Consider the following 23,954-nt stretch of genomic DNA (forward strand, 5'->3'; position numbering starts at 1 on the left):
GCAATAGTTCTGACTATAAATGTAGTAAATTTTCTACCACATTTATGTAATATCACCGTATCTGTGGGAAGGCCATACCCGTTATCTTGCGGTACAGGTCGACCGCGTACAGATCGGTCATGCCGGCGACGAAGTCTACGATGGATTGGATGTCATTATAAAACCGATCGGGGACACCAGATATCACAAATTGTTTCGATATGAGTTGCAAAAGCTTTTCCGACTTGACGTTGCGGGGATTGAGGACGGCTCCGAAGAATTCCTTTAGCATCCCGCCGATGACATTATAGCCGGCGATCTCGATCTCCACCACCGACCGGTGATTATAGATATGCTGTACGGAAAACGCGTCGATCTCCTTCACCAGGGCCAGTTCGCGGGCCGGGAGATGATCGATCAGCGCCTTGTCGAGACTCCCGGTGAGCAATTCGTTCTCTTTTTCCATAAAGATGTCCCGAACGCGGAAAATGAGCAGGTTGATCAATTTCGCCCGGAGAAACTGTACTTTCTGGTTGTCGTCATTAATATCGTGAAAGATCTTCTCCACCCTGTCGCGGGCATCATAGCCCGTTTCCTCGTCAAAGAAGGACAGGAAGAGCCGGGCGATGGTGTCGATGGAAATGATGTTGAGCCGGTGGGCATCTTCAAAATCGATGATCCGGTAGCAGATGTCATCGGCCGCTTCCACCAGGAAAACGAAGGGATGCCGGGCATAACTATTTTTTGTTACGTCAGGTTGGGGTATGCCAAGCGCAGTGGCGATAGCGTGCCAGGTCTCGATCTCCGAGTCGAAGAACCCCGACTTTTTGGTTGCCAGGTGCCGTTTGTCAAAACCATTAAGTGAATCGCATGGGTATTTCACAAGGGAGGCAAGCGTTGCATAAGTGAGCCGGAAACCACCCAGGGTCGGTTCGTTGAAATTATGCGTAAGCGTGCGGAATGCATTGGCATTCCCTTCGAAGTATAAGAAATCTCTTTGTTGATTGGGGCTTAGCTCAGCCTCGAAGCGGCTTCTCTCCTGCCCTTCCAGTTGGCGGAAGAAATTGCGGATCGCGTCCTCTCCGGAGTGGCCAAAAGGTGGGTTCCCTATGTCGTGAGCGAGACAACCAGCCGCAATAACGGAAGGCAGCTCATATTTATAGAATTCCCGAAACTCCTCCCCATACTGTTCAGGATATTTTTCCGTCAGGGCATCACCCACAGCCTTGCCAAGCGACCGGCCCACGGAGGCCACTTCAAGACTATGGGTCAGCCGGTTGTGGACAAATACGGGGCCGGGCAGGGGGAACACCTGCGTCTTATTCTGCAGCCGCCGGAAAGCGGAAGAAAAGATGATACGGTCGTAGTCTCTCAAGAAGGAAGTACGGATCCCGGAAGGATCGGCGGTTTTCCGCTCGGAAGAGCCCGTGCGGAGAGGGCTATACAGATGCTGCCAGTCCATTCTTTGCATGCAATATTACTTATAGCTCACCGTATTACTGAGGGTGCCGATGTTATCAATGGTTATTTCTACAATATCGTCCGCAGCAAGGGTGAAATCGTTGCCTGGAACAAGGCAGGTGCCGGTCATCAGAAAACAGCCCTGGGCAAAATCCATTTCACGGTAAAGCCAGGAAGCCAGCTCGGGTAGTTTGCGTTTGATCTGGCTGATGGCGACTTCTCCGGAATAAACGCTTTTTCCGGCACGCCGGATCACCATGCTGATATGGGTCATCGGGGCAATGGGTGAAGCAGGGATATAAAGACAGGGCCCCAGGGCAGCGCTGCGTTGGTAAACCTTCGCCTGGGGCAGGTAGAGGGGGTTCTCTCCTTCAATGCTGCGCGAACTCATATCGTTGCCGATGGTATAGGCCTGGATCTCGCCATGGGAATTGATGAATAAGGTCAATTCGGGCTCCGGTACATTCCAGGTAGAATCGCGGCGGATGTATACCGTCTCGTTGTGGGCAGCTACCCGATGAGGCAGGGCTTTGAAAAATAGTTCCGGACGTTCGGCGTCATATACTTTATCATAGAACGAGGCCCCGCCGGACTCCTTTGACTCCTCCATTCGGGCGTCCCGGCTGCGCAGGTAGGTAACGCCCGCAGCCCATATCTCTTGTGCTGCGCCTATCGGCGCAAGCAGGTGGCTGTTGATCAGGGCATCGGCCTCGCCGGCAGGCACCACCTCGGCATGGGGAAGCAGGGATTGCAAATGGCCATACAGGCCGTGCGATCCGCTGTGGTTGATCAGTTGTTCCCAGGGCTCATGGATAAGCCAGAACTGTTCTTTATCGAGCAGCAGGTTGCCTTTTGTCGTTTTGAAGAGGTTCATACCGCCAAATATACAGTGGAAACGATTGCTTTGTTGGGATAAATTTCGTATATTGAGTGAACCTTTCGACAGCTTGTTGCGTGCTTACTAATTTCTTACCTGGCCACTTATGGAAGAAAAAAGACCAATACTGTCGAAATTATCCCCCTTTTCCTTACGGAAATTGTCCATCCGTCAGCAGCTCCCACTTTTGATCTGCCTCCTTCTTACTGTCCTCATGGCCGTATTTGGAACGGTTTCCTATATGGCTGTCCGGCGTGCGGCGCTCGGCATAGGGCAACAAAGGCTCGTCACCCTTACCCAGCAGCTGTCCACCATGTTTCAGCAGTCCGCCCGTAAATTGGCGGGTGCGACGCAGGCTCTGGCCAACCAGCCGGCCGTCGTTCACTACCTGGAAGCACCGGACACCACGACCGCTTCCGGGGCGCAGGAAGTGCTGCGGAAGTCGTTGGCGGATCCCCAGACCGTCCGAACGGAATTGCTCGACCTGCAGGGGCGGCAGCTATTGTCTGCCGGCAACATGAAGGTGCGGCCCGATGTCAACAAAGAGATTTTAAACGGAAAGCCCGACAGCAATTTCGTCGGAGGCTTTTATCCTGCCGGAGATTCCATTTATGCCCCCCTCATCGCAACAGTTACTCGGGACAAGAAGCCGCTTGGCTATCTTATTCGCTGGCAGCCCTTACGAACGAAACCAAAAGATGTAGAGCAGTTCACTCAGCTTATAGGAGCGGGAGCGGTCCTTTACTTTGGCAACAGTGACGGCTCGTTCTGGACAAACCTGTTGAAGCCGGTGGCCGCGCCGCCTCTGGCAGCGGAAGGCCTGCGTAAAACGGTGAACTATAAGCGGCCGAATGGCGAAGTGATCGCATTTTCCATGCCTATCGGAAGTTCTAAATGGATCGTCCGGGTAGAATTGTCACAGGGCCTCCTCCTGGAAACAGCTACCCGTTTCCTGTATTGGATGATCGGCCTTGGTGTACTGCTGATCATCACAGGCAGCTTTATCGCCTGGCTCATCAGCCGGAATTTCACCCGGCCGCTAAATCATCTTATGCGCGCAACGGCCGCCATAGCCGCCGGCGACTATTCGTCGTCCGTCACTATCCACCGGAAGGATGAGATCGGTAACCTGGCCGATTCCTTCAATAGTATGACTACCCGGGTACGTCAGGCCCAGGAGAACCTGGAGAGCAAAGTAAGAAGCCGCACGGAAGAGCTGGAAGCCGTCAACAGGGAGCTCGAAGCCTTCTCCTATTCCGTATCCCACGACCTGCGGGCGCCGCTGCGGGCAGTCAGCGGCTACGCCATGATGCTGAAGGAGGACTATGAAGACAGGTTTGACGATGAGGCCAAACGCATCACCGACAATATCCTTTCCAATGTAAAAATGATGGGCCGGCTCATCGACGACCTCATCGCCTTTTCCCGCCTGGGGAAGCGGGAGGTGAAACGCAACGTAATCGATATGAAAGCGCTGGCGGAGGGGTGTGTTGCCGAACTGTCCGCCACCTGGCCTGAAAAGGAATTTGACATCGCTATCGGTTCTCTTCCTGACTGCAGAGGCGACAGCGACCTGCTCAAACAGGTATGGCTCAACCTCATCGGCAATGCCATGAAATATTCCTCGAAAAAGACCGATGCCCGCATCTTCATCGGGGCTTCAAAAGAGGCGGAAGGAACCGTGTACCATGTCCGGGACAATGGGGCCGGATTCGATATGAAATATGCCGACAAGCTATTCAAGGTTTTCCAGCGCCTGCATAGCCAGGATGAATTTGAAGGGACGGGTGTGGGATTGGCGCTGGTGAAACGCATCCTTGACAAACACAGGGGGACCATCCGTGCCGAGTCCTCGCCGGGCCAGGGAGCAGTATTCTATTTCGAATTACCCAATGACAAGCAAGAATTAAATTTTAACCTATATGCACAATCAAGTAGAAGTATTGCTGGTAGAGGACAATATCCATGATGCGGAAATGACCACCCGTGCATTGAAAAAGGTGAACCTGGCCAACAACCTGGTGCACGTAAAGGATGGAGAGGAAGCGCTTGATTTCATCTTTGCGCGGGGAAAGTTCAAGGACCGTGGAACGGACAATCCGCCAAAAGTGATCCTGCTGGATATCAAGATGCCGAAAGTGGATGGTATCGAAGTGCTGCGGCAGATCAAATCCAAGGAAGTCAGCAAGTCGATACCTGTCGTGATCATGACCTCCTCAAAGGAAGAGCAGGATGTTATCAGCAGTTATTCTCTTGGGGTGAACAGCTACGTCGTCAAACCCGTCGATTTCGATGGGTTCGCCAGGGCGGTTAGCCAGTTGGGAATGTACTGGCTGCTGACCAATCAGCCGCCGATGCCGGCCTCTATGTAACAAAATATTGCTTACCATGAACCAATCGTTAAAAATACTGCACCTCGAAGACCTGGAAGCGGATGCCGAAATGGTCGACCGGGTATTGCGAAAAGCAAAATTCAACTTTGAGAAAAGAGTAGTCATCGATCGGGAGGGGTTTGTCCGGCAGCTGCGCGAATTCCAGCCGGATGTCATCCTTTCCGATCATTCCCTGCCGTCCTTTAATTCCAGCGAAGCGCTTCGCATCAGCAGGGAAGAAGCCGTCGACACCCCCTTCATCCTGGTCACGGCCACTGTCTCGGAAGAATATGCCGTCAGCGTCATCAAGGAAGGTGCCAGTGATTATATATTAAAAGACCGGCTCGAGCGGCTGCCCAACGCTATTCAGAATGCGCTGGATAAGGGCCGGATGGAGAACGAGCGCCGCCAGGCCGACGAGGCCTTACGCTCTTCCGAACAGAAATATAAATTATTGTTCGAAAAAAATCCTATGCCCATGTGGATGGTCTCCCAGAAAAGCCTGAGCATCATTGCCGTCAATGAAGCGGCCATCACGCACTATGGTTATACCCGGGAAGAGTTTCTGTCGATGAACACCGGAAGGTTATGGAATGGCGGAAGCCCGGGTCTCTACCTGTCGGGTATCTGGAAGCATCAGAAAAAGGATGGCGCCACCATCGACGTGGAAGTGATTTCCCACGATATGGTGCATGAGCAGGAGCCCGTTATCCTAATCCTTGCCAACGACATCACCGAGAAGCTTCGGGCGGAAGCGGAACTTGCCAGGCAGGCAGATATTCAGCAGAAGCTGATCACGCAAACCAGCATCCAGGTGCAGGAGCGGGAAAGGGAAGAGATCGGCAAGGAACTGCACGACAACATCAACCAGATACTTGCCGCCACCAAATTGTACCTGGATGTCGTGCTGAAAGAAATAGGGGAGCACGAGCAGAAGGATATCCTGCAAAAGGGCTATCGCAACCTGAATTTCGCCATGGAAGAGATTCGCCAGCTCTCCCAGTCCCTCGTAGCTCCAACCCTAGGCGGTATGGGCCTGGACCAGGCCCTATACAAGCTCATCGACAATCTTCCGTCCACCACCTCCCTGCAGCTGACCCTGGATACCGAAGGATGGCTCGGGGATATAGCAGATGACAGCCTGAAACTAACCTGCTACCGCATAGTACAAGTGCAGCTGAACAATATCATCAAACACGCAAAAGCCAAAAAGGCGACTATCCGCCTCAGGAAAACGGATAACCTCGAACTGACCATACAGGACGATGGCATCGGTTTCAATCCCGAAAAAAGGATCCCGGGCATCGGGCTGCGGAATATCCGAAACCGGGTAGGTTATTACAACGGGCAGATGAAAGTGCAGTCCGCGCCGGGACAAGGGTGTATCCTCACCGTGAGTATTCCCTTATCATCGCAGACTAAGCTGGTGGAACCTGTCCTAGCGAATCACGAGTAACCAGCCCCTGCCTTTTCCAACAGGGATGCGATCGCCGGGTGTGAAGTGTTGTGCCGGCTGGAAATGTGCTATGGCCGGAGCTTCAATGATGGCGTGGGTTTTGTCGATGCCCAGCCGTTGCCAGTCGATCTCCAGGTTCACCGTCGTGTCCTCAGCCGCCCAGGATGCCAATGCAACCAGCACGGCGCCGGGTTTTTGATATACGGTTGCCGGGATAGCGGGATTGCCTGTTCTTACGGGACAGTTAGGGCTCCAATAACCGATGAGCTTTGTGCCTTGCATCCCAAAATTGTCCCAGGCCTTCCAGATGGGCCGGGGGTCGGCATTGTCCGACCAGGGCATCCGGTTGGTCATCCCATAGACCATACCCCGCCAGGGATTACCACCGCCCTGGAGCATTTCTCCCATCAGGCCAAAGGGGATACCGCTCACCTCGGTAAGGAAGAAATCGGGTGAGTTCTTTTCATAATCGAAATATTCCCCAAACCACAGACGATTGAGATAGGGGAAATGCTCCATATACAGGTTGGCGCTGTTGTTGTATCCATCACGGGGATTAAATTGATTAGCCGAATGGAGATCGATGATGCCGGGATGTCCGTCCTGCGTGAGGACCCGTTTGATCCGTTTCATGGTGATACGGTCAAAGGCGACGTCGTCGAGGTAAATGCCATCGATACCGACATGCTGAACGAGCCAGTTCATTCCTTCGACATAGTAGTTGTGCCATCTATTCATGCCGCTGTTGATGATAGCAGCGTCTTTGATTTCCGGTACGAACCAGCCGGGGATGTAATCATCCGTCCGCAGATGTTCCTGCAGCCAGGAGAACCCTTTGCCGGGGCCTGGCGAATAAATCTCGCCCGCGAGGCTGCGCAGGGCGAAAGTCTCATAGGCATGGTCGGATAATTCCCGCACCGTGTTATAGATCTTTACCTTCAGGCCAAGCCGATGGGCAGTGTCGATAAAACCTTTCATCCTTTTCCACTCGATGAAGGGATAGTTGATCCAGGGGTTGATTGGCGTGGCATGATGGATGTTGACCACCGTGGCGCCGGTGGCTTTTATCGAATCGAGGTTGTCGTATTTATGATAAAAGCGGGTAGCCCATTGGAAATCGGTGTTGAGGGGATGGAATGGAGTGATCAGCAGGTTGAAATTGTAATACAGCGTATCGCCTTTTTTTAGACTCCGCGCACCGCTATAGTTGTGGGCCAGCATAGACTTACCCTTGATGCCGATGTCGATGCCGCCCTTGTCGCCGTTGGCCCAGGAAAGCGGGGCTATCAGCGGTTTTTGGAGGTAGAAGTTAGTATTGAGCGGGCGGACGTAGTGTTCGTCGCGAAGAGAGTATTGCAGTCCGCCGTTGACGGCGCCGATCCAGGCCCCATCCTGGTTCTTATGTGCGACGTCCCATTTCCAGTGGTACATACTGTCAGGACGATAGCCGCCCTTTTGCCCCAGTCCCATCATATAGGTCGCCATTTCCTTTTGGAATGGGATGTGCATGACGATGTCTTTGAGGTCGATATCCTGTAAGGCCGTCACCTTTACGGTATAAGCCAGGAAGCCGTCGAATTCCAGCGAGCCGGTGACATCCATCCGCAGCTGGTCTGAGACGCTGGATGCCTGCCATTTCACGGTGCCGGGGGATTGTTCGGTGAATCGCAGACCCCCGGCTTTTAACCGGATGTCCTTCCCATCGGACTGTTTGAAGAAATGAAAGTGGATATTTTCTGCGAGCAGATTGTTGGGGGTCGATGTAATATCCGTCATTTCGGAGGTGAAATACGTTTGGATCTGTTCGGGATAGCCTTGCTGGTTGAGGACGATCTTCCGACCCAGGAGACTGATAAGCGTATCCCCCTGGATGGTGAGCGGGGTATAGGGAGCGATGACGGTGTTCTCCTGTGCAAGGGTGGAATTTAGCCATTTGAGGCGGGTCATCTTCGCAGGCGTACCCGCTCCCCCGTCGGCGACAAGGTGGTTACTAACGGTGAGGTGGATGTGTACCACCTGCGGAGTGGTGTTTTTGGCGGTGATAGTGACGGCCCCGGTATAGTCGCCGGGTGTGGCGGTAGCGGGGATATCGATACCACACCAGAGAGCCTGTACCTGGCCTGCGGGGATGTCTACCACTTTGGTGAAGGGTTTTCCGTCGTAGGTGACGCCGGTGGTATTGATGCAGGTGCTGTTGAACGGCCCGCTAAAATGGAGTCGTACGTCATCGAGGTCTTTCAGCGCATAGAGCCCTATTTGATAAGCGCAATATTCGCCCTTGCCGGCAGTGATGGTCAGCGTGCCCGCCGGACCTTTTTTTATCCAGCGAAGGGGAAGATCATTGCGCATCCGGATGGAATGATCGCGGTCTTCGGGGAAGACGAGAAAGGTTTTTGTGGGATATTTTGCTTTGAGCGCGGTGGTTTCCTGTGCTGTCGCGATCACCTCCATGGGATAAAAGCTGTTGAAATCGTCAATAGATTGGAAGCCGGTGACTGTGCAGTTGACGGGTGCGTTGGTGGGTATAGCTGCGGTGGTGTCGGGCTGCCGGTAGACGCCTTTGGGATAATTGCTACGACCTTCGTTGCGATAGGGCAGGTAATAGACATAATAGAGGCCTTTGCCGGAGACGGGTTGGAAGAACAGCTCGCCGGATTCACGGCTAACCGGGCCGATGGTCGCCAGCATGATGCGGGCACCGGTTGCGGCATCCTGGATAATGATGCGATGGACAAAAGGATCGGCGACGGGCAGGCGCCAGGGGATGTTCGCATGGGCGACAGGGCCAGAGCCGTCGAAGCGAAGGACAGCCCGATGGTTACCGAGGGAATCGGGGTTCCAGCAGTTGGGGCAGGAGGTGTAAGGTATCTGCTGGGTCCGGGCAGCAATAGACAGAAGGAGGAATAACAGGAATGGAAAGCTCGTTTTTTGCATGGGTCGAAGGTAAGGGATGAAATTGATTTTTGTCCCGATCGTACGCCTGGTTGTCCTCCTTATTGCTCCGCGGCCGGCATAGCTTTGCGGAAATAGCAAAGCCATGCGAACCATTCTTTTACTGTCAACATTTTTCCTTGTTGTTACAAGCCTCCGGGCCCAGCAGACCGTTTGTTTTTATCTGCAGGACGGCGTCGAGGTGCTGGATTTTGCCGGCCCGATGGAAGTATTTTCGAATGCCGGTTTCAAGGTCTTTACCGTCTCCCGGAAAAAAGACCCCATCACCGCGCAGGGTATCCTGAAGATTGTGCCGGACTATAGTATCGACGACGCGCCACCGGCCGATATCCTCGCCTTTTTTGGCGGTAATGCCGGTGCTGCAGCAAAGGATGATGCTGTCATCGCCTGGATAAAACAGCGGCGGCCTGCGACACAGTATTTCTTCTCCGTCTGTACGGGCGCTTTCATCATGGGGAAGGCGGGTCTCCTCGACAGCCTTAGCGCCACTACCTATCATTCCTACATCGGGGCGCTGCAGGAAGCGCTGCCGAAAACCCGCGTTCTGGCGAATGTCCGGTATATCGATAATGGGCATGTGATCACTACTGCGGGGATATCCGCGGGGATCGACGGGGCATTGCATCTCGTCGCAAAGCTGAAGGGGGAAGCTGCGGCAAAGGAGGTAGCGGCTGCCATGGAATATGAAAGCTGGGCGCCCGATAAGGGACTGGTGCTGGCCGGAAACTAAGTTTATTCTTAGTGCCGGCGCTGGCCGGGCGGTGAGCGCAGCAGCGAAATTGCCCCCCGATTGGAGTATCTTTGACGTTACTTATGGCACCTATCGCAATCTACCACGAACATCCTGACTGGTTCAAGCCGCTTTTCGCAGAGCTTAGCAACAGGAATATCCCTTATATCCGGGTCAACCCGGCTGCCCATCAATTCGCCATCGAAGCGCCGGCGCCTGATTACGCTCTTTTCTTCAACCGGATGAGCCCATCGGCTTATCTGCGGGATGGAGTCCAGGGCATCTTTTATACACTGAACTATCTTAAACACCTGGAATATCACGGCATCCCGACGGTGAACGGATATAAGGCGTTTGTATTTGAGACCTCTAAAGCCCTCCAGCTGGAGCTGATGCAGTCCCTCGGGATAAATTATCCGAAGGCGCGCGTCGTCAACCATCCTTCGCAATTGCTTGCAGCGGTAGACGGGTTGCGTTTCCCCGTAGTGGTAAAAGCCAACATCGGCGGCAGCGGCGCAGGCATCACCAAGTATCACACCCTGGAAGACCTGCAGGCGGCCGTCGAAGAGGGGGCAATTTCTTTCGGCATCGATCATACAGCATTGTTACAGGAATTCATCCCTGCGCGCGGAGGCTATATCACCCGCGTCGAAACGCTGGGCGGTAAGTTCCTTTATGCTATCCGCGTTTATCTCACCGGCGATACCTTCAATCTCTGCCCGGCCGATATCTGCCAGACCAGCACGGGTGTCGAACTGGTGCGGAATGCCTGCGCCATCGAAGCGCCCAAAAACGGCCTGAAAGTGGAAGGCTATGCACCGCCGCCGGCCGTCATCAAAGCCGTCGAGACCATCGTACAGCATTCCGGCATCGATGTCGGGGGCATCGAATATATCATCGACGATCGGGATGGGGAGCTGCTATATTATGATGTCAATGCACTATCCAATTTTGTAGCTGATGCCATCAACGTCATAGGGTTCAACCCGCATCAGCGGCTGGTCGACTACCTGGTGGAGCGGGCAGGGGCGCAACGGGATACAAGAGTAAAAAATATTCAAAGCGTAGCATTATGAGATACGGCTATTGGATGCCTGTTTTTGGCGGCTGGCTGCGCAACGTAGCCGATGAGAACATGGAGCCCACCTGGGATTATGTAAAGAAGCTGGCGATACGCAGCGAAGCCATCGGGTTCGATCTTTCCCTCATCGCCGAACTCAACCTCAATGATATTAAAGGCGAAGAGGCGCCTTCGCTGGATGCCTGGTCGACGGCTGCCGCCCTGGCCGCGGTCACTCAAAAACAAGAGTTGATGGTCGCGGTGCGGCCCACCTTTCATAATCCTGCCCTGCTGGCCAAACAGGCGGCCAATATCGATCATATCAGCAAGGGCCGGCTTTCCCTGAATGTCGTCTCATCCTGGTGGCGGGATGAGGCTACCAAATATGGCGTAGGGTTCGAACAACATGACGACCGGTATGCGCGGACGGCAGAATGGCTGACAGTATTGAATGGAGTTTGGGAGCAGGACGGGTTCAGCTATAGCGGCAAATATTACCGGGTGGACAACAACACCCTGCAACCAAAGCCGATATCCAGCGTCTCGCGGCCAAGACCCTTTATGTATGCCGGCGGAGAGTCGGAGACGGCGAAAGATCTCATTTCCTCCACCTGTGACGGCTATGTCATGCATGGCGACGAACCGGCTACCATCGGCCGGCGCATCGCAGATATGAAAGCGCGCAGGGAGAAGAAAGGACTACCACCCATGCAGTTTGGTGTGGCCGCTTACAGTATTATTCGCAACAGCGATACCGAGGTGAAGAAGGAATTAGAGCGTATTACCAATGTACAACCGGGCAGCCCCGGCTATCACAACTACCAGCAATGGCTGGCCGGGACGCAGTTGGAACAGAAAGTTTCGTTGGAGGATTATTCCGTCTCCAACCGCGGCCTGCGCTCAGGGCTTGTCGGCACTCCGGCAAGGGTGGAGGACCGCATCGGGGAATTTGCCGCGGAAGGGGTAGATTTCTTCCTGCTCCAGTGCAGTCCCCAGTTGGAAGAAATGGAGCGTTTTGCCGAGACCATCATTCGCAAAGAAGTCGTCGCATAGGAGGCAGAAGGCCGCCACCGCGGAAAAAGCCGGCGGAAGGTGGTCCACAGGATACGCATATCCAGGGCAAAACTCCTGTTGTTGACATAAAAAGCATCCCAATGATAGCGCTGGGAAAGGGTGTTCACGTCGCAAGCAATGCCATGTAATCCTTTTGCCTGAGCCATTCCCGTTATCCCGGGTTTTACTTTCTCCCGCAGCGCGGGGTAAAGGACAATGGCCGCCCACCGCTGACAGTCGGCCGGCATGTAGGGCCTTGGGCCCACCAGGCTCATCGAGCCAAGGAATACGTTAAAGAATTGCGGCAATTCGTCCAGGTGGGACAGCCGGAGCCAGCTACCCAGTGCCGTGACACGGCCATCGATCATACTACGCAACTTGTAGCAGGAAAAAAGTTTTCCGTCCTTCCCTACCCTTTTTTGTACAAAGAATACCGGGCCGGAAGAATCCCGCTTGATAAGCCAGGCCAACAGGGGTAACAGCCAGCTCAGGATGCCCGCGATGACGATGGTGGAAACAATCAGGTCGAATGCTCTTTTAATCATTATCATAATAAACGCGGGCAGCCTGGCCGCGGTTGCCCGGGAGGTCGCCTCCGGCGCCTAGTAAAGCGTCACAGGTCCCATGAGGCCCATCGATTGTATGGGCTGGTCCTGTCTTTTTTCATTTGTCCATTTCTGGGCGACACGGTTGTCCTTCAAAGTCTTCAAATAGTTTCCCATCGTAGTCACGACCCTTACTTCCAGGGTATTCGGCCCGGGTTGCAGCAGGTGACCCATGCGGTATATCCTCCGGCCATACCATTGTATCCCCGCATCCACACCGTTGACCGTCAGCCCTGAGAGGCCCGCCACTTTCCCAAGGTTGCAATATTGCCAAAGGGCATCCTTGTCTGCGTTGACAGTGATCCGATAGAAGGCCGTACCCGAGAAAGCGGCAAGGGTGGCATCGTCTTTCATATCCATCAACGCCGGCATGGTTACCGTCTTTACCGAAGCATCCAGGTGATGAAGCTCGACCGTCCAGGCGCCAGTGACGGTCACTGCCTTTTCCGCGGTGGCGGGTAGCGGGTCCCATCCGGGTCCTTTCTTTTCCCGCTGAAAGACGACAAGGCGGGAGTCCCCCGTTGCCAGATCGAGGGTCAACGGACTCGCACCGTCCCCGGCATGATACCGTTCGCCCGTCTCCGCATCCCATATCCAGACCTGCCGTCCCGCGGCCAGGGGCGCCGACGGCAGAATGGTGAGGACATGTGCATTTTCCAGATCGGAATTGGCAAAGAAAAGCCATTCCATATCCCCGGCCTGGTAGCGGACCTGCGAGACAAAAGGATTGGGTTTATCTATATGTACATAGGGGGTCAACGCATATTTTTCCTGGAGGTGCCGGTACCATTGCAGAAAGTCATTGTCCGGCCTGGGAACGAGAATAAAGCGGTCGGGAAATGCTCTCATCTTTTCTACCCAATCGGCTACTTCCCTGTCCCGCCGGGCAGCATCGGTGAGGCCGGTCGATTTAGCGGGGTACGTCCCGATACAAAAAATACGCCCTCCCGCGGTGATGAAAGCGGACAACTTCTCCGCCGTTGCGGGGTCCATTCTTTCCACCTGGACGAGGAAGAGCGTATGATACGATCTCGGTCCATAGAAAAGCCGGCCGTCCTTCATCGTGGCATCGCGGATCACCTGTTCAGAGATATAGTCGCATGCGCTGCCATTGCGGTGAATAGCTTCCCATACAAAGGGCAACCAGGTGGGGTACATAAGCGATGGGAAAGGTTCATTTTGTGCACCCTCGATGCTCCACATATCGGCGATGGGCGGCAGGACGGCGATGTCGGCAAACATGGTCCCCTGCTGGAAGAGAGCGGACAGCCGGCTCTTGTAGTCGGTGAACCTTTTGAAATACGGCCACCAGTTGTTGCGTTCGTTGATGAATGTTCCATAACGCACCCAACCCGGGAAGGGCGCCTCGGGCGGAGAGTAGTTGAACCCATGGAAGACGGGATGCGTCACACCGGAGATGATGCTCTGGTCGCCGACCGTCTTCAGGATCTCCAGGGTTGCATTGAAAACCATATCCGTGTTCGTCAGTTCTTCACAGCTGATATGTTTCTTTCCTTTCAGATGAGCGGCGGAAGAAACGTATTTGTTTATCATCGTGTAGGCCCTTCCGGTATGATAGTCTTTGTCGGTCATTTCATGACCAAGACCGTATTTGACCCAGGTCTCGCATTCCGGCAGGTCGATGTCGAAGCTGCCTTCCAGCGGATGATAGCCCCTGCCGTAGGCCTGTACACGGGAAAGGACATGATTCTCCCGGCACCACTCCGTAAACGGCCGGATAAACCGTTCGGCTACCAGTTCGGTCTTTGTCAGGTCGAAATCATAGCGCACCCGTTGGATTATATCCTGCAGGTCGGGTGAGAGACCCGTGCCGTAATCGAAATCAAGAATATTGCCCATGCCGCCCGTCTTGAATAGGGTGAAGGGCAGATAGGGCATCAGGTCGTACCCCCGTCTTTTTTTAAACTCTACTTCCATGTCGGAGCACCAGTTGGCGCCTTCCAGTTCCATGCTGTCCACGAAGAAGGCGCGGACCCGGCCGGCGAGCGGGCCGATCTGTGCGATGATGGTGTCGGACATGTGATGCAGGTATTTCTTTACGGCGGTCTCGTTGTAATGATTGAGGACGGATCCATTGGCGCCGGGGGCGCCATTGATCACCTCCATCGAGCCTTTCACCTTCACCAGGCCAAACAGCACGTAGCTGCCCCGGGGGATACGAAAGCGCAGTGTCCCGTCCGTTATCTGGCCGGTGAGGTCCTGCACTGCTGCAAGGTTATGAAGCGGATTCGGAGCCAGCTTTACGGCCATCAGCTCCATGAGCCGGCCGGGGAATGGAGAAGTAACGGCAGGATCGGCTTCTTTGAAAAAATCGAAGGCGGATACTTCATAGTCATCGGGACCTTCCAGCTTATGGGTGGCAATGACCATGGCCTGCGAGCGTTCGTCCCCTTCCAGGGATTCCGCACCAAAGGGCCAGCCGGCGCCTACGAGAAGGTCGCAGGTGATGCCGAGCGCAGCCGCCTCCTTCAGCGTGAACTGTAGCAGGTCGATCCATTCGGGGCTAAGCCATGTGATGGAAGGCTTGCCCAGGTCGTCCGTCACGGGAGGGAATTTGATGGGGTTGATCTCTACTCCGCCGATGCCGGCCTCTTTCATCAGCCTGAGCTCGCGGGATATCTCGGATCTTTCCACCTTGTCGCCATTCCACCACCAGCGTACGAAGGGGCGGTAGATAGGAAGGGGGTCTTTGAAGAGGGAGTAGAGGCCGTCGGCCGACGCTGTCGATAGGGGCGTCTCAGGCGCCGCCGGGGCAGGGCCAGGGGCCGCCGGTGTCATTTTCCAAAAAAGGAAACCCGAGGTAAGCAGGGAACCTCGCAGCAGGAATTTTCTTCTATTCATAAGTCATCTCATGGAGTACTGAAAGATAGTACATATAAGCAACCGATAGCTTTTAGGGTGCGTTCTATTTTTATGGAATTACGACCGAGCATCCTGAAAACACTGGCCTACTTCGATGTTTTCCACTATCCCCTGACGCTGGAAGACATCCGGTATTTCCTTGACACAGAGGCATCGGAAACAGCCGTAAGGTTGGAGACCGAGGCCCTTCTGCGCGAAGGCAGGCTCTACAGAACAGGTCCCTTCTATTCGTTGCAAAACGATCCCACCCTGGCGGCCAGACGCCTTCGCTGCGAGAGCCACGCCGATAAGCTGCTGGTCATCGCCAACCGGGGCGGCAAACTCCTGTACCAATTCCCCTATGTCCGGGGCGTATACATCTCCGGCTCCTTGTCCAAACGCTGCGCGGACGAGAAGGCCGACATCGATTATTTTATCATCACCCGGGCCAACCGCCTCTGGATAGCCAGGACCATGATGCATATCTTCAAGAAGCTGACCTATCTGCGTGGCCATCAGCACCGGTATTGCATGAACTATTACATCGACGAGGAAGCCCTGGAAATAAAGGAAAAGAACCTCTTCACCGCCATCGAACTGCTCACGTTGATGCCTGTCTGTGGCAATGGCAGCATCGCCGGTTTCTTCCAGGCCAACGACTGGACCACCGGCTATCTTCCTCATTATCGCAACCGGTCGCTGGAAACAGCGGCCGTCCATCGTTCTTCCCTGCTGAAACGCGCCCTCGAAAGACTACTGGCCAACCGGCTTGGCGATGCGCTGGAAAATTATTTCCGCAAGCTCACCGACCGCCGCTGGAAGAAGAAGACCGAGCGGGGCGATCTAAACTTCCATGGAGACATGCTGACGCTGCAATGCGGAAAACACTATTCCCGCCCGGACCCCGCCATCTTCCAGCAAAAAGTTCTGGCCAGATATCACCACCGGGTAAAGGAGGTGCTGGAAAAGTACTATGGACACCCGATCACTTCTTCCGAAACGAAATAATATAATAATCTCCAATCGTGCGCCAGGGCCATTTGTCCTTCCATTTATCTTCCTTTGCGCGCAGGAATTTCCAGGCCTTGGGATGCTTCTCTGCAAAATGCTCGATATAGGAGGGTGGAACGATAGTGCAAAGCCCTTCCAGCTTTAAAAGCTCATAGGCGCCTTTCAGGGCGCGCTTCACAAAGGCCGGTGAATAATACCAGCAACGGAAATGAAAGCCTTCTACATGCGCCGGAGCGCCTTTCCTGCCGCTTAACAGCCGGCGGAAAGCCGTCCCGGGATGCCCCCGAAACAGCATCAGGGTCTCCCACAAGCTAAAAGGCGGCAGGATCACCAGGGTGATCACTCCACCGGGTTTCAGCAAGGGGGCAAAAGAGTGAAGAACGCTGCCCAATTCCCGCGTACAGTTGAGCCCCGCGAAATTGGAGAAGATGAGGTCATACGGTCCTTTCTGCTGCAGGCTGTCAAGGGCGGTGAAAGAGCAACGTTCGGCCGTGACCTTATCCGTAAGCTGCTTCGTCCTTACTTTCTCTATCAGGCGGGCCTGCATTCCTTCAGCGATGTCCGTAGCATGCACCCGGTGCCCCTCCCGGGCAAAGAAAATGGCGTCCTCGCCCGTGCCCGCATTGAGTTCGAGTATCGAGCTGCCCGGAGACAGAAAACGCAATACATGCGACCTTACCCGCTGACGCTTATAATGGATGATCGTATTGCCGGCATCGTATTGATCGAAGACAAGGGCCTGTTTGCTAAAGCCACCTGCCGCTTCTTTTTCGTTGACCACATCTTTAATGCTCATGTTCCAGTTTTTTCAGTCGTTGCCGTGCGATGATCGCTGCCGGCAGCTGGTATAGGATGGAGGCTGCCAGTCGCAGATTTTGTTTTGTACTCCTGGCCGGTCTTAAGAGCAATTGCCTCATCTGCCGGAGGGCTAAATGCCAGCCATAGCTGCGATGAACATAGCGGTGCAGCTGTTTATAAAAGGCCGGGGGATAGGTGTTGTGAAACATCAGGCGAAGTTCGTCGGAATCGGTCCAATTGGTCTTCTCCTTCAGATCGGCCTTTACCCGGTCGTAGAAGACCGTACCCGGCAAGGGATAAGAGACGGAAATGCCGAGGCTGTCCGGCACCAGGTGATTGATCATCCGGATAGTCTTTGTAATATCTTCCTTTGTCTCGCCGGGATAGCCGAACTGGATGAAGAAGGAGGGTCGGATACCGTGTTGGCGCAGCAGGTGTGTCGCCTCGGCTATCTGTTCGACCGTTGTGCCTTTATCCATGGCGTCGAGTATTTTTTGCGAACCGCTTTCCGCTCCCATCCAGCTGTTCTCGCAACCGGCCCGGGCCAGCGCGCTGACATAATTCTCCTGCAGCAGGAGGTCGGCGCGGGACTGGATCTTGAATTTGAATCGCAGGTTCTCCTGCTCGACAAGATCGGCAAATTCATTCACCCACCCGGGTTTGAGCCCGAAGATGTCGTCGCACATCCAGATATGATCGAAGTTATACCGTTCTTTAAGCATTTTTATCTCCCTAATCACATGAGCCGGCGACCGGGCATTGTAGCGATTTCCGTAAATGGGTTTTGCGCACCAGTTGCATTTGAAAGGGCACCCCCGCGTAGTGCTGATGTTGAGGGAGAAATAGCCGTTATGCTGCATCCAGATCTTACGATACTGTTCGATGTCGACCAGATCCCAGGCGGGCAGGGGCAGGTGGTCGAGGTCTTTCATCACCTTTCTTGCGGCTGTCCGGACAGGAAGCCCGTTTTGCTTCCAGGCCAGGCCATTTATCTGTGTGAAGTCTTCCCGGCCGTCCCGGATGGCTGTAACCAATTCCAGCAAGGTTTCCTCGCCTTCACCCAGCAGGACGAAGTCGGCGCCTTTCTGGAGATAGCTGTCGAAGTGGTCGGTGGAGTCACTGCTGCTTACGATGACGACACAACCTTGTGCGCGGGCCAATTGGATCATGCGGAAGGCAGCTTCGCGCATATTGGTGAGGCACATCTTTGTCAGGTAGTTGAACCCATCGTCATAGACGATAAAGAAGTCGGGCCGCTGGGCCGTCAGATGGAGCATCACCGATTCCGCATCCTCTTCGAACATGGTGTCGAACAGGGAGACGGTGAAGCCCTGTTCGCGCATAAGCGCGGCGGCCCCGATGGTAGCAAGAGGCGGATAAGGCTGGCCGGTCGCCCATTGTTTCGGGTCCAGGCGCATAAAATAGGAATGCGAAAAAAGAAGCTTTTCCATACTGGTAAAACGCAGGATTTACGGTAGGGGATGCCTGGGGTCGGAGCCGGTTGCGGCCACTTCGTACAGGTAATAATCCTCTTTCCTGATGCTGTTCAAAAATTCTTTTAACGCTATGACTCTGAATTGCTTACCCCCGGCTTGTACGGTCGCTGTATCCAGCTTACGGCTGGAGACCAGGATATACCGATCGAGGTTTTGGAGGTAGGGCGACCGGGCTATTTCCTGGCTCAGGGAAGGTCGCGGCGAAGGCCAGTCGGGGATCGTCCAGTTGAGGTAGCTATACTCCTCCCCCTGAGTGATGGAGTATACTTTCCTGCCCAGGTAGGCGCTGATCATCGGTCCGCATGCGTATCCATCCACGACAATTGTCGAATCCGCCAGGTGGTGGGCCTTCAGGTATTCCACCGTGTTCCTGGACTGGGAAAAAGGTCGCGTCAGGTCCTGCTCGAGCGCGATCACCCCGATGCCAATATGCAGGATAAGGACAGCATACATCACCCGCCCCATGCCCGCATCGGCCATCCAGGACGCCGCAAGGAAATAGATGAAGGCCATCCCGAAAAGCCGGCTGCCCGCCTGCTGGGTAACATCGAAGAATGCCAGAAGAAATACCAACGCCGTATAATAGAATACCAATGCCTTGGGGTCCTTCCTCAACACAAATGCCGGGTAAACGAGGAAGAACACGAACAGGGCGTTGCGCAACCATCCGCCGATATGCTGGGGGTTGAGCCAGTAGCTGTTCCAGAAATGTCCGCCTCTCACCTGGGGGATGGGCAGCCATCCGCGGATGAGGCTAAACGCGGTGAAGCTCAGATGTTGCCCCGTCAGCCATTCCTTCGGTCGTAATTGGTTGTAGTTGTCATCCGGAGGCGTCTGCGTCTGAATGACCACCAGTATGAACCCTGCCACGAACAGTACCGTGAACAACAGGAAACGGGCCCGGAGCCATTCCCGCCGCCCCACTTCCATCGCCATGTAGAAATAAATGCCCAATGCAGCAAAAGCGAAGAAAAGATGCGTATTGCACATGACCAGCAGGAGCGCGCCGATATACAGGATGTTCTTGCGGGGATGGCGCAGCAGGATGCAGACGGCGAAAAGCAGCAGAATGCCGAGGGCATAGTTCCTGCTGAGAACGCTATACTCGAAGACAAAATAATAGCCCGAAAGCACCAGCACCTTCTGCAAAAGGGTGAAGGGTGCATAACGCAGAAACAACCACGCCGCTGCGGCCGCAATACACCCATGCAGCACCTGCATGCCGATGTAGCTGGGGCTGATGTAATGGGTCACAAAGTAGAGGAGGAAATTCCAAAGCCTGGGATGCCCGTCATAGCGCATGTTCCAATACAGCGCCCCCAGGCTGTCACTGTCGCGTCCGATGAGAAAATGATGGGATTCATCCAGCCACAGTTCGTGGTTGTATAGTCCCACCGCGACTATGACGACATAAACCGCCCATACCGGGAAGACCAGCCGCAAAGGCAGACGGGGATCGTTCCCGCTCATTTGGTGATCCTGATCCAGGGATGCTGGTTCTTTATCCGGGTCAGGCGGTTACGCCACCACCGGGGGTTATACAGAACGGTATACCGGAAAGAGCGCAGATCATCGAAGGTATGATGGAAATAGTAGTCGGCCATCTCAGGATAGCCGAAAGAGGTATAATAGGCCTGGGTCCTTCTTTCCTCCAGCTTTACTTCCACGGGCTTGCAGAAAGGAGTGTCGATGATATGGATCTCACCGCTGCGTTTCAGATGGGAAAGACAGAAGTGGAGTATCCGTTTTGCCGAAGGGAAATGTTCGAGCGTAGCGGCGAAGAGGATAAAGTCAAAGCGTCTTTCTTCCAGCAGCCCTGTGCGGATGTCTCCGTGGATGAACCGGAGATTGGGGTCGTTGCTGAATACCCGGGCCGCCTGTTGCAATTCGGTAAAATTGATGTCGGCGCCGGTGACCCTCGAGCCGGGGATGTCCGCCAGCAGGTGGGTGAGCCAGCCATTGCCGCAGCCTACTTCGAGAATGTCCAGGGTTGCTTTTTTCCGGGAGATATAGTGGATAAGCCGGCGGGCTGACTGCTTTCTCAATTCCCATTCCCGGAAGCGGGGGTGGGAGGCAGCGATCTCGGGTAAATGGACCAGTTCTTCATCGGTGTACAGCCGGCTTTCAAGCGCCCTCACCTGAATGTATATCTTTTCGAACAGCACCTCTCTGAGCCGGGTGTGGCCCTGAACTTGAATATTGGTTAGTATGGAAGAGTCCGGAAGATACATCTCTAACGATTTTAGCGTGGCTTAACGACATAATAAACGTTTCTTTTTTGTTAAAGGATGCCACCTTCTCCCTAAAAACCCTGAATTTCCGGCTGCCGGTAGCGCCAGAGCCTATGCAAGAGCTTTATTTCATACGGATATTTATATAGGCTTCTTTTATAACGTAATGCGGCCAGATGGTGAATCAGTTTACGTTTCACCGGGCTGAGCCGGATATCGGATACGGTGGGATAGTAGCCGTTGAGGACGGTTTCGAAATCCCTGATCTTGTCGATCATTTCCGGGGTGAGCCAGGGGGTAAGGGGATTCTTGCGGAGGTCGAAGTTCTCCCATTGCGGGCTGATCCAGTCCTCCAGTTTTTCGGGGAAGCGGAAGCCCGAATCCAGGGTCTTTTGATACAGTTCGGACCCCTCCGTCGGGACGGGGCTATAGGTATAAATAATGATCTCCGTGTCGGGATTGATATCCTTTATTTCTTTGATAAAGGCGATGTCCTGGTCGATGTATTGCATCACCTTTTCCGGGGTCTCCGCAGGGGTGCCCAGCACAAAGCTGTACTCGGGAATGATATCGAATTTCTTCATCCGGGCGGCAAAAGACCTGATCTCGGCGCCGGACTGGGTTCCCCCCTTGTCCATTTTTTTCAGGATCTCGTCGTTGCCGGTCTCGGCGCCAAAAAAGATCATCTTACAGCCGGATTCGCGCATGAGCACCAGGGTCTCATCCTTATACTTGTCGATGGTGTCGATGCGGCCTTCGCCCCACCAGACCATATTTTCGTCCTTGATCAGGTGGGCGAATTCAGCGGTCCTTTTTTCGGCTACGAAGAAGTTGTTGTCGTGGAATTCGATGCTGTCGGCGCCCCATCTGTCTTTAAGGTATTTGATGTCCTTGTATACCGCAGGGGCGGGTTTGGCCTTCCAGCGGGCTTCATAGATGGGTACAACGGCGCAGAACGAGCAGGTGAAGGGGCAGCCGATGCTGGAGTGATAAGCAAGCGTCCTCTCCCCCAGGTAGGTCTTGCCGAGATATTTCTCCATGGGATAAAGCCGGTCTAACTGGTCATAAGGTAAGGATGGCAAGGTAGCCTGGTCGATAAGGTCTTCTTTGGACGTTTTGATTATCTTATCGCCGCTCTTATAGATAAGGTTCCTTATCATTTCGTAGGGCGTATTATTCTCCAGCGCGTCGAGAAGAGCGGGAAAAGCGTGGTCACCGGGGCCATTAATGACAAAATCGACACACTCCGACTTCAGGACTACTTTATTCTGGTTAGAGGCGAAATAACCACCCCAGATGATCACCGTGCCGGGAAATTCCGCCCGGATGCGGCGGGAAAAGGGGATGGCCTGTTTTAGTTGCGGACCGGGCATCACCGTAAACCCGACATACCGGTATTCCCCGGTGGCGAGATACGCTGCGATCTTGCCATAGGGGTCCGGCTCGCGGTTGCCGTCGACGATGGCCCACTCGTACCGGCCCTCGATGGAGCCGGCTATCTGGAGCACGGAATTGGGAATACGGTATTTGTAGTCTGCGCTCCGCGGATTGAATAACAGTACTTTATACGGCATGAAAGATAGTTCTAATGGATTTAACTACTAAATGAACGCAGATGTAGGATCAAGGGATGCCCGATCTTTCGATGCGGAAAATATAATTCAGCTCTACCCAGTTGCTGCTTGTAGCGCAGCAGTTTAATCTCCATCCATATCTTCCGGCAAGCGCCTGAACCATATCCACGTCACATCCGTCACTCAGGATCATCCATACCTCGGAGCCGGGGTGCGTATAAGGTCGCAATCCGCTAAAGAACCGGTCGAAATACTCGCCATTCTCGCCACAATACCAGGCACGCTCGGCATCCGAGTTGGGCCGTCGCCGGTAGTAGGGCGGGTTAACGGCAATAATATCGAAGGGGCGCGGTGGAATTTTTTCGAACAGATCGGAATGAAGGACTTCCATGTCTATTCCATTAAGGGCCTTATTTGCTTCAATACATTCCACTGCCCGGGGATTTATGTCTGTAGCAGTGACATGAGCGCCATCCCTCGCCGCCGCCAGGGAAATGAGCCCACTGCCGGCCCCAAGCTCAAGAAACGACCGGTTCTTCAGGGGAAACCTTTCAATATGCCGAAGGAGCAGCTTGGTGCTGTAAAAGAATAATGGATGGAACACTCCCGGATAGACCGAGAATCCTATTCCTTTATAGGTATGGCTTCTGGCAACAGACAGATATTTAACCAATACCGGCCTATACGTTATATTTAAGATGGTTTTTACGATCTTTCTCATTTTCTGACCATATGGATCAATTGAAAGGGGGATGCCGTCACTTTTTCAGCTTGCAGGAGATCGAAAGTCCCCGAAGCAGCTTTTATTATAGCTCTATCGGTATGGAAAAATACGAACTGCCCCCAGCTCTTATACCGGATAAGCAGGTCGGCCCTCTGTCCCAAAAACGCTCTCTGCATCAACTTCCGGAGGCGCCGGTATGCCGTTGCTTCCCTTTCTTCGTCGAGGATAAGGGCTATCAGCTGGGCTCCGTGCTTCGTGACACACGAAAGGCTGGTGAACAGCAGCGGAAGATCGGGTATGCAATTGAATACGGCAAAATTGGAGAGGACGGCATCCACCTTCTGAGGAAAAGGCAACACTTTCGTCCAGTCCGTAAAATCAGCCTGCACATCATCTAAAAAAAGAAGATCCTCGCAATACCCGGCCTCTTCCTTACGCCGCATAGCCTTCTGTCGCATGCCGGAACTCGGCTCGCAGAAAATGATCTTATACCGGCCAGCTGCCAGCCAATCCATATCTTGGCCCGTCCCACCACCGAAATCCAGGACCCATCCGCCCTCCACCGAATCCCTGAATCGGACAGCCACTTTATTCCTTATCTGCCGGTTACTGCCCTCCTCCATGATACGGTCGTACTCTTCCGAGATTTCGTTATAAAAATCCACGTTCTGTTCTTTCACCCGGGCAATATCGTCACGGAACCCAAACATAGT

The 23,954-nt window shown here is 54.0% G+C and carries 18 protein-coding genes and 1 pseudogene; 7 read left to right on the forward strand and 12 right to left on the reverse strand.

Annotated features, from left to right (window positions below; genetic code table 11):
* Positions 1–52: 52 nt before the first annotated feature.
* Together dgt and IEY39_RS12140 are read right to left on the reverse strand one after the other, a co-directional pair.
* Entirely contained in the window at positions 53–1,450 is a 1,398-nt protein-coding gene (gene dgt / locus IEY39_RS12135; protein ID WP_229688885.1) for a dGTP triphosphohydrolase, read from the reverse strand.
* 6 nt (positions 1,451–1,456) lie between these two features.
* Positions 1,457–2,314 (reverse strand): fumarylacetoacetate hydrolase family protein, encoded by an 858-nt coding sequence (locus IEY39_RS12140; protein ID WP_188931783.1) that lies wholly within the window; start codon positions 2,312–2,314, stop codon positions 1,457–1,459.
* Between the two features lie 109 nt (positions 2,315–2,423).
* Here IEY39_RS12140 and IEY39_RS12145 point away from each other — a divergent pair, with 109 nt between their 5' ends.
* Genes IEY39_RS12145 through IEY39_RS12155 form a run of 3 tightly spaced genes read left to right on the forward strand, consistent with a single transcriptional unit; the run spans position 2,424 to position 6,145 of the window.
* Positions 2,424–4,286, forward strand: a complete 1,863-nt coding sequence (locus tag IEY39_RS12145; protein WP_188931785.1) for an ATP-binding protein — start codon at positions 2,424–2,426, stop codon at positions 4,284–4,286.
* Entirely contained in the window at positions 4,240–4,689 is a 450-nt protein-coding gene (locus IEY39_RS12150; RefSeq protein ID WP_188931787.1) for a response regulator, read from the forward strand. The genes IEY39_RS12145 and IEY39_RS12150 overlap by 47 nt, the downstream gene beginning before the upstream one ends.
* 16 nt (positions 4,690–4,705) lie before the next feature.
* Positions 4,706–6,145 (forward strand): hybrid sensor histidine kinase/response regulator, encoded by a 1,440-nt coding sequence (locus IEY39_RS12155; RefSeq protein WP_188931789.1) that lies wholly within the window; start codon positions 4,706–4,708, stop codon positions 6,143–6,145.
* On the opposite strand, the gene IEY39_RS12160 is transcribed toward IEY39_RS12155, so the two are convergent.
* On the reverse strand, positions 6,128–9,079 hold the full coding sequence (locus tag IEY39_RS12160) for a glycoside hydrolase domain-containing protein (protein WP_188931791.1): 2,952 nt from the start codon (positions 9,077–9,079) through the stop codon (positions 6,128–6,130). The genes IEY39_RS12155 and IEY39_RS12160 overlap by 18 nt on opposite strands.
* Before the next feature lie 103 nt (positions 9,080–9,182).
* On the opposite strand from IEY39_RS12160, the gene IEY39_RS12165 reads away from it, so the two are divergent.
* From IEY39_RS12165 to IEY39_RS12175, 3 genes are all read left to right on the forward strand, one after another.
* The gene (locus tag IEY39_RS12165) at positions 9,183–9,827 is read left to right on the forward strand and encodes a DJ-1/PfpI family protein (protein ID WP_188931793.1); all 645 of its coding nucleotides are present in this window, start codon (positions 9,183–9,185) and stop codon (positions 9,825–9,827) included.
* An 83-nt stretch (positions 9,828–9,910) separates the two neighbouring features.
* A complete protein-coding gene (locus IEY39_RS12170; RefSeq protein WP_188931794.1) occupies positions 9,911–10,903 on the forward strand; it encodes an ATP-grasp domain-containing protein in 993 nt (330 codons plus the stop codon).
* Positions 10,900–11,940, forward strand: coding sequence for an LLM class flavin-dependent oxidoreductase (locus IEY39_RS12175; protein WP_188931795.1), 1,041 nt, complete (start codon positions 10,900–10,902; stop codon positions 11,938–11,940). The genes IEY39_RS12170 and IEY39_RS12175 overlap by 4 nt, the downstream gene beginning before the upstream one ends.
* A gap of 35 nt (positions 11,941–11,975) precedes the next feature.
* Here the strand turns inward: IEY39_RS12175 and IEY39_RS12180 are convergent.
* Both IEY39_RS12180 and IEY39_RS12185 read right to left on the reverse strand, forming a co-directional pair.
* Positions 11,976–12,491, reverse strand: a pseudogene (locus IEY39_RS12180) (sugar transferase); the annotation flags it as partial.
* A 51-nt stretch (positions 12,492–12,542) separates the two neighbouring features.
* Complete coding sequence (locus IEY39_RS12185; RefSeq protein ID WP_188931796.1) at positions 12,543–15,407, reverse strand: glycosyl hydrolase; 2,865 nt, start codon at positions 15,405–15,407, stop codon at positions 12,543–12,545.
* Positions 15,408–15,479: 72 nt separating this feature from the next.
* Between IEY39_RS12185 and IEY39_RS12190 the strand changes: the two genes are divergently transcribed.
* Positions 15,480–16,415 carry a hypothetical protein gene (locus IEY39_RS12190; protein WP_188931797.1) on the forward strand — a complete coding sequence of 312 codons (936 nt, stop codon included), beginning with the start codon at positions 15,480–15,482 and terminating at the stop codon, positions 16,413–16,415.
* Here the strand turns inward: IEY39_RS12190 and IEY39_RS12195 are convergent.
* From IEY39_RS12195 to IEY39_RS12225, 7 genes are all read right to left on the reverse strand, one after another.
* Entirely contained in the window at positions 16,393–17,214 is an 822-nt protein-coding gene (locus IEY39_RS12195) for a class I SAM-dependent methyltransferase (protein ID WP_188931798.1), read from the reverse strand. The genes IEY39_RS12190 and IEY39_RS12195 overlap by 23 nt on opposite strands.
* Entirely contained in the window at positions 17,204–18,667 is a 1,464-nt protein-coding gene (locus tag IEY39_RS12200; RefSeq protein ID WP_188931800.1) for a B12-binding domain-containing radical SAM protein, read from the reverse strand. Before IEY39_RS12200 ends, IEY39_RS12195 begins: the two co-directional genes overlap by 11 nt.
* A gap of 18 nt (positions 18,668–18,685) precedes the next feature.
* A complete protein-coding gene (locus tag IEY39_RS12205; protein ID WP_188931802.1) occupies positions 18,686–20,182 on the reverse strand; it encodes a glycosyltransferase family protein in 1,497 nt (498 codons plus the stop codon).
* Positions 20,179–20,943 (reverse strand): class I SAM-dependent methyltransferase, encoded by a 765-nt coding sequence (locus tag IEY39_RS12210; protein WP_188931804.1) that lies wholly within the window; start codon positions 20,941–20,943, stop codon positions 20,179–20,181. The genes IEY39_RS12205 and IEY39_RS12210 overlap by 4 nt, the downstream gene beginning before the upstream one ends.
* A 71-nt stretch (positions 20,944–21,014) precedes the next feature.
* Positions 21,015–22,517, reverse strand: coding sequence for a B12-binding domain-containing radical SAM protein (locus IEY39_RS12215; RefSeq protein WP_188931806.1), 1,503 nt, complete (start codon positions 22,515–22,517; stop codon positions 21,015–21,017).
* 49 nt (positions 22,518–22,566) lie between these two features.
* On the reverse strand, positions 22,567–23,238 hold the full coding sequence (locus IEY39_RS12220; RefSeq protein WP_188931808.1) for a methyltransferase: 672 nt from the start codon (positions 23,236–23,238) through the stop codon (positions 22,567–22,569).
* A complete protein-coding gene (locus IEY39_RS12225) occupies positions 23,235–23,951 on the reverse strand; it encodes a class I SAM-dependent methyltransferase (RefSeq protein WP_188931809.1) in 717 nt (238 codons plus the stop codon). The genes IEY39_RS12220 and IEY39_RS12225 overlap by 4 nt, the downstream gene beginning before the upstream one ends.
* Between the last annotated feature and the right edge of the window lie 3 nt (positions 23,952–23,954).

It is taken from the genome of Puia dinghuensis, from assembly GCF_014642875.1.
Classification (GTDB): domain Bacteria; phylum Bacteroidota; class Bacteroidia; order Chitinophagales; family Chitinophagaceae; genus Puia; species Puia dinghuensis.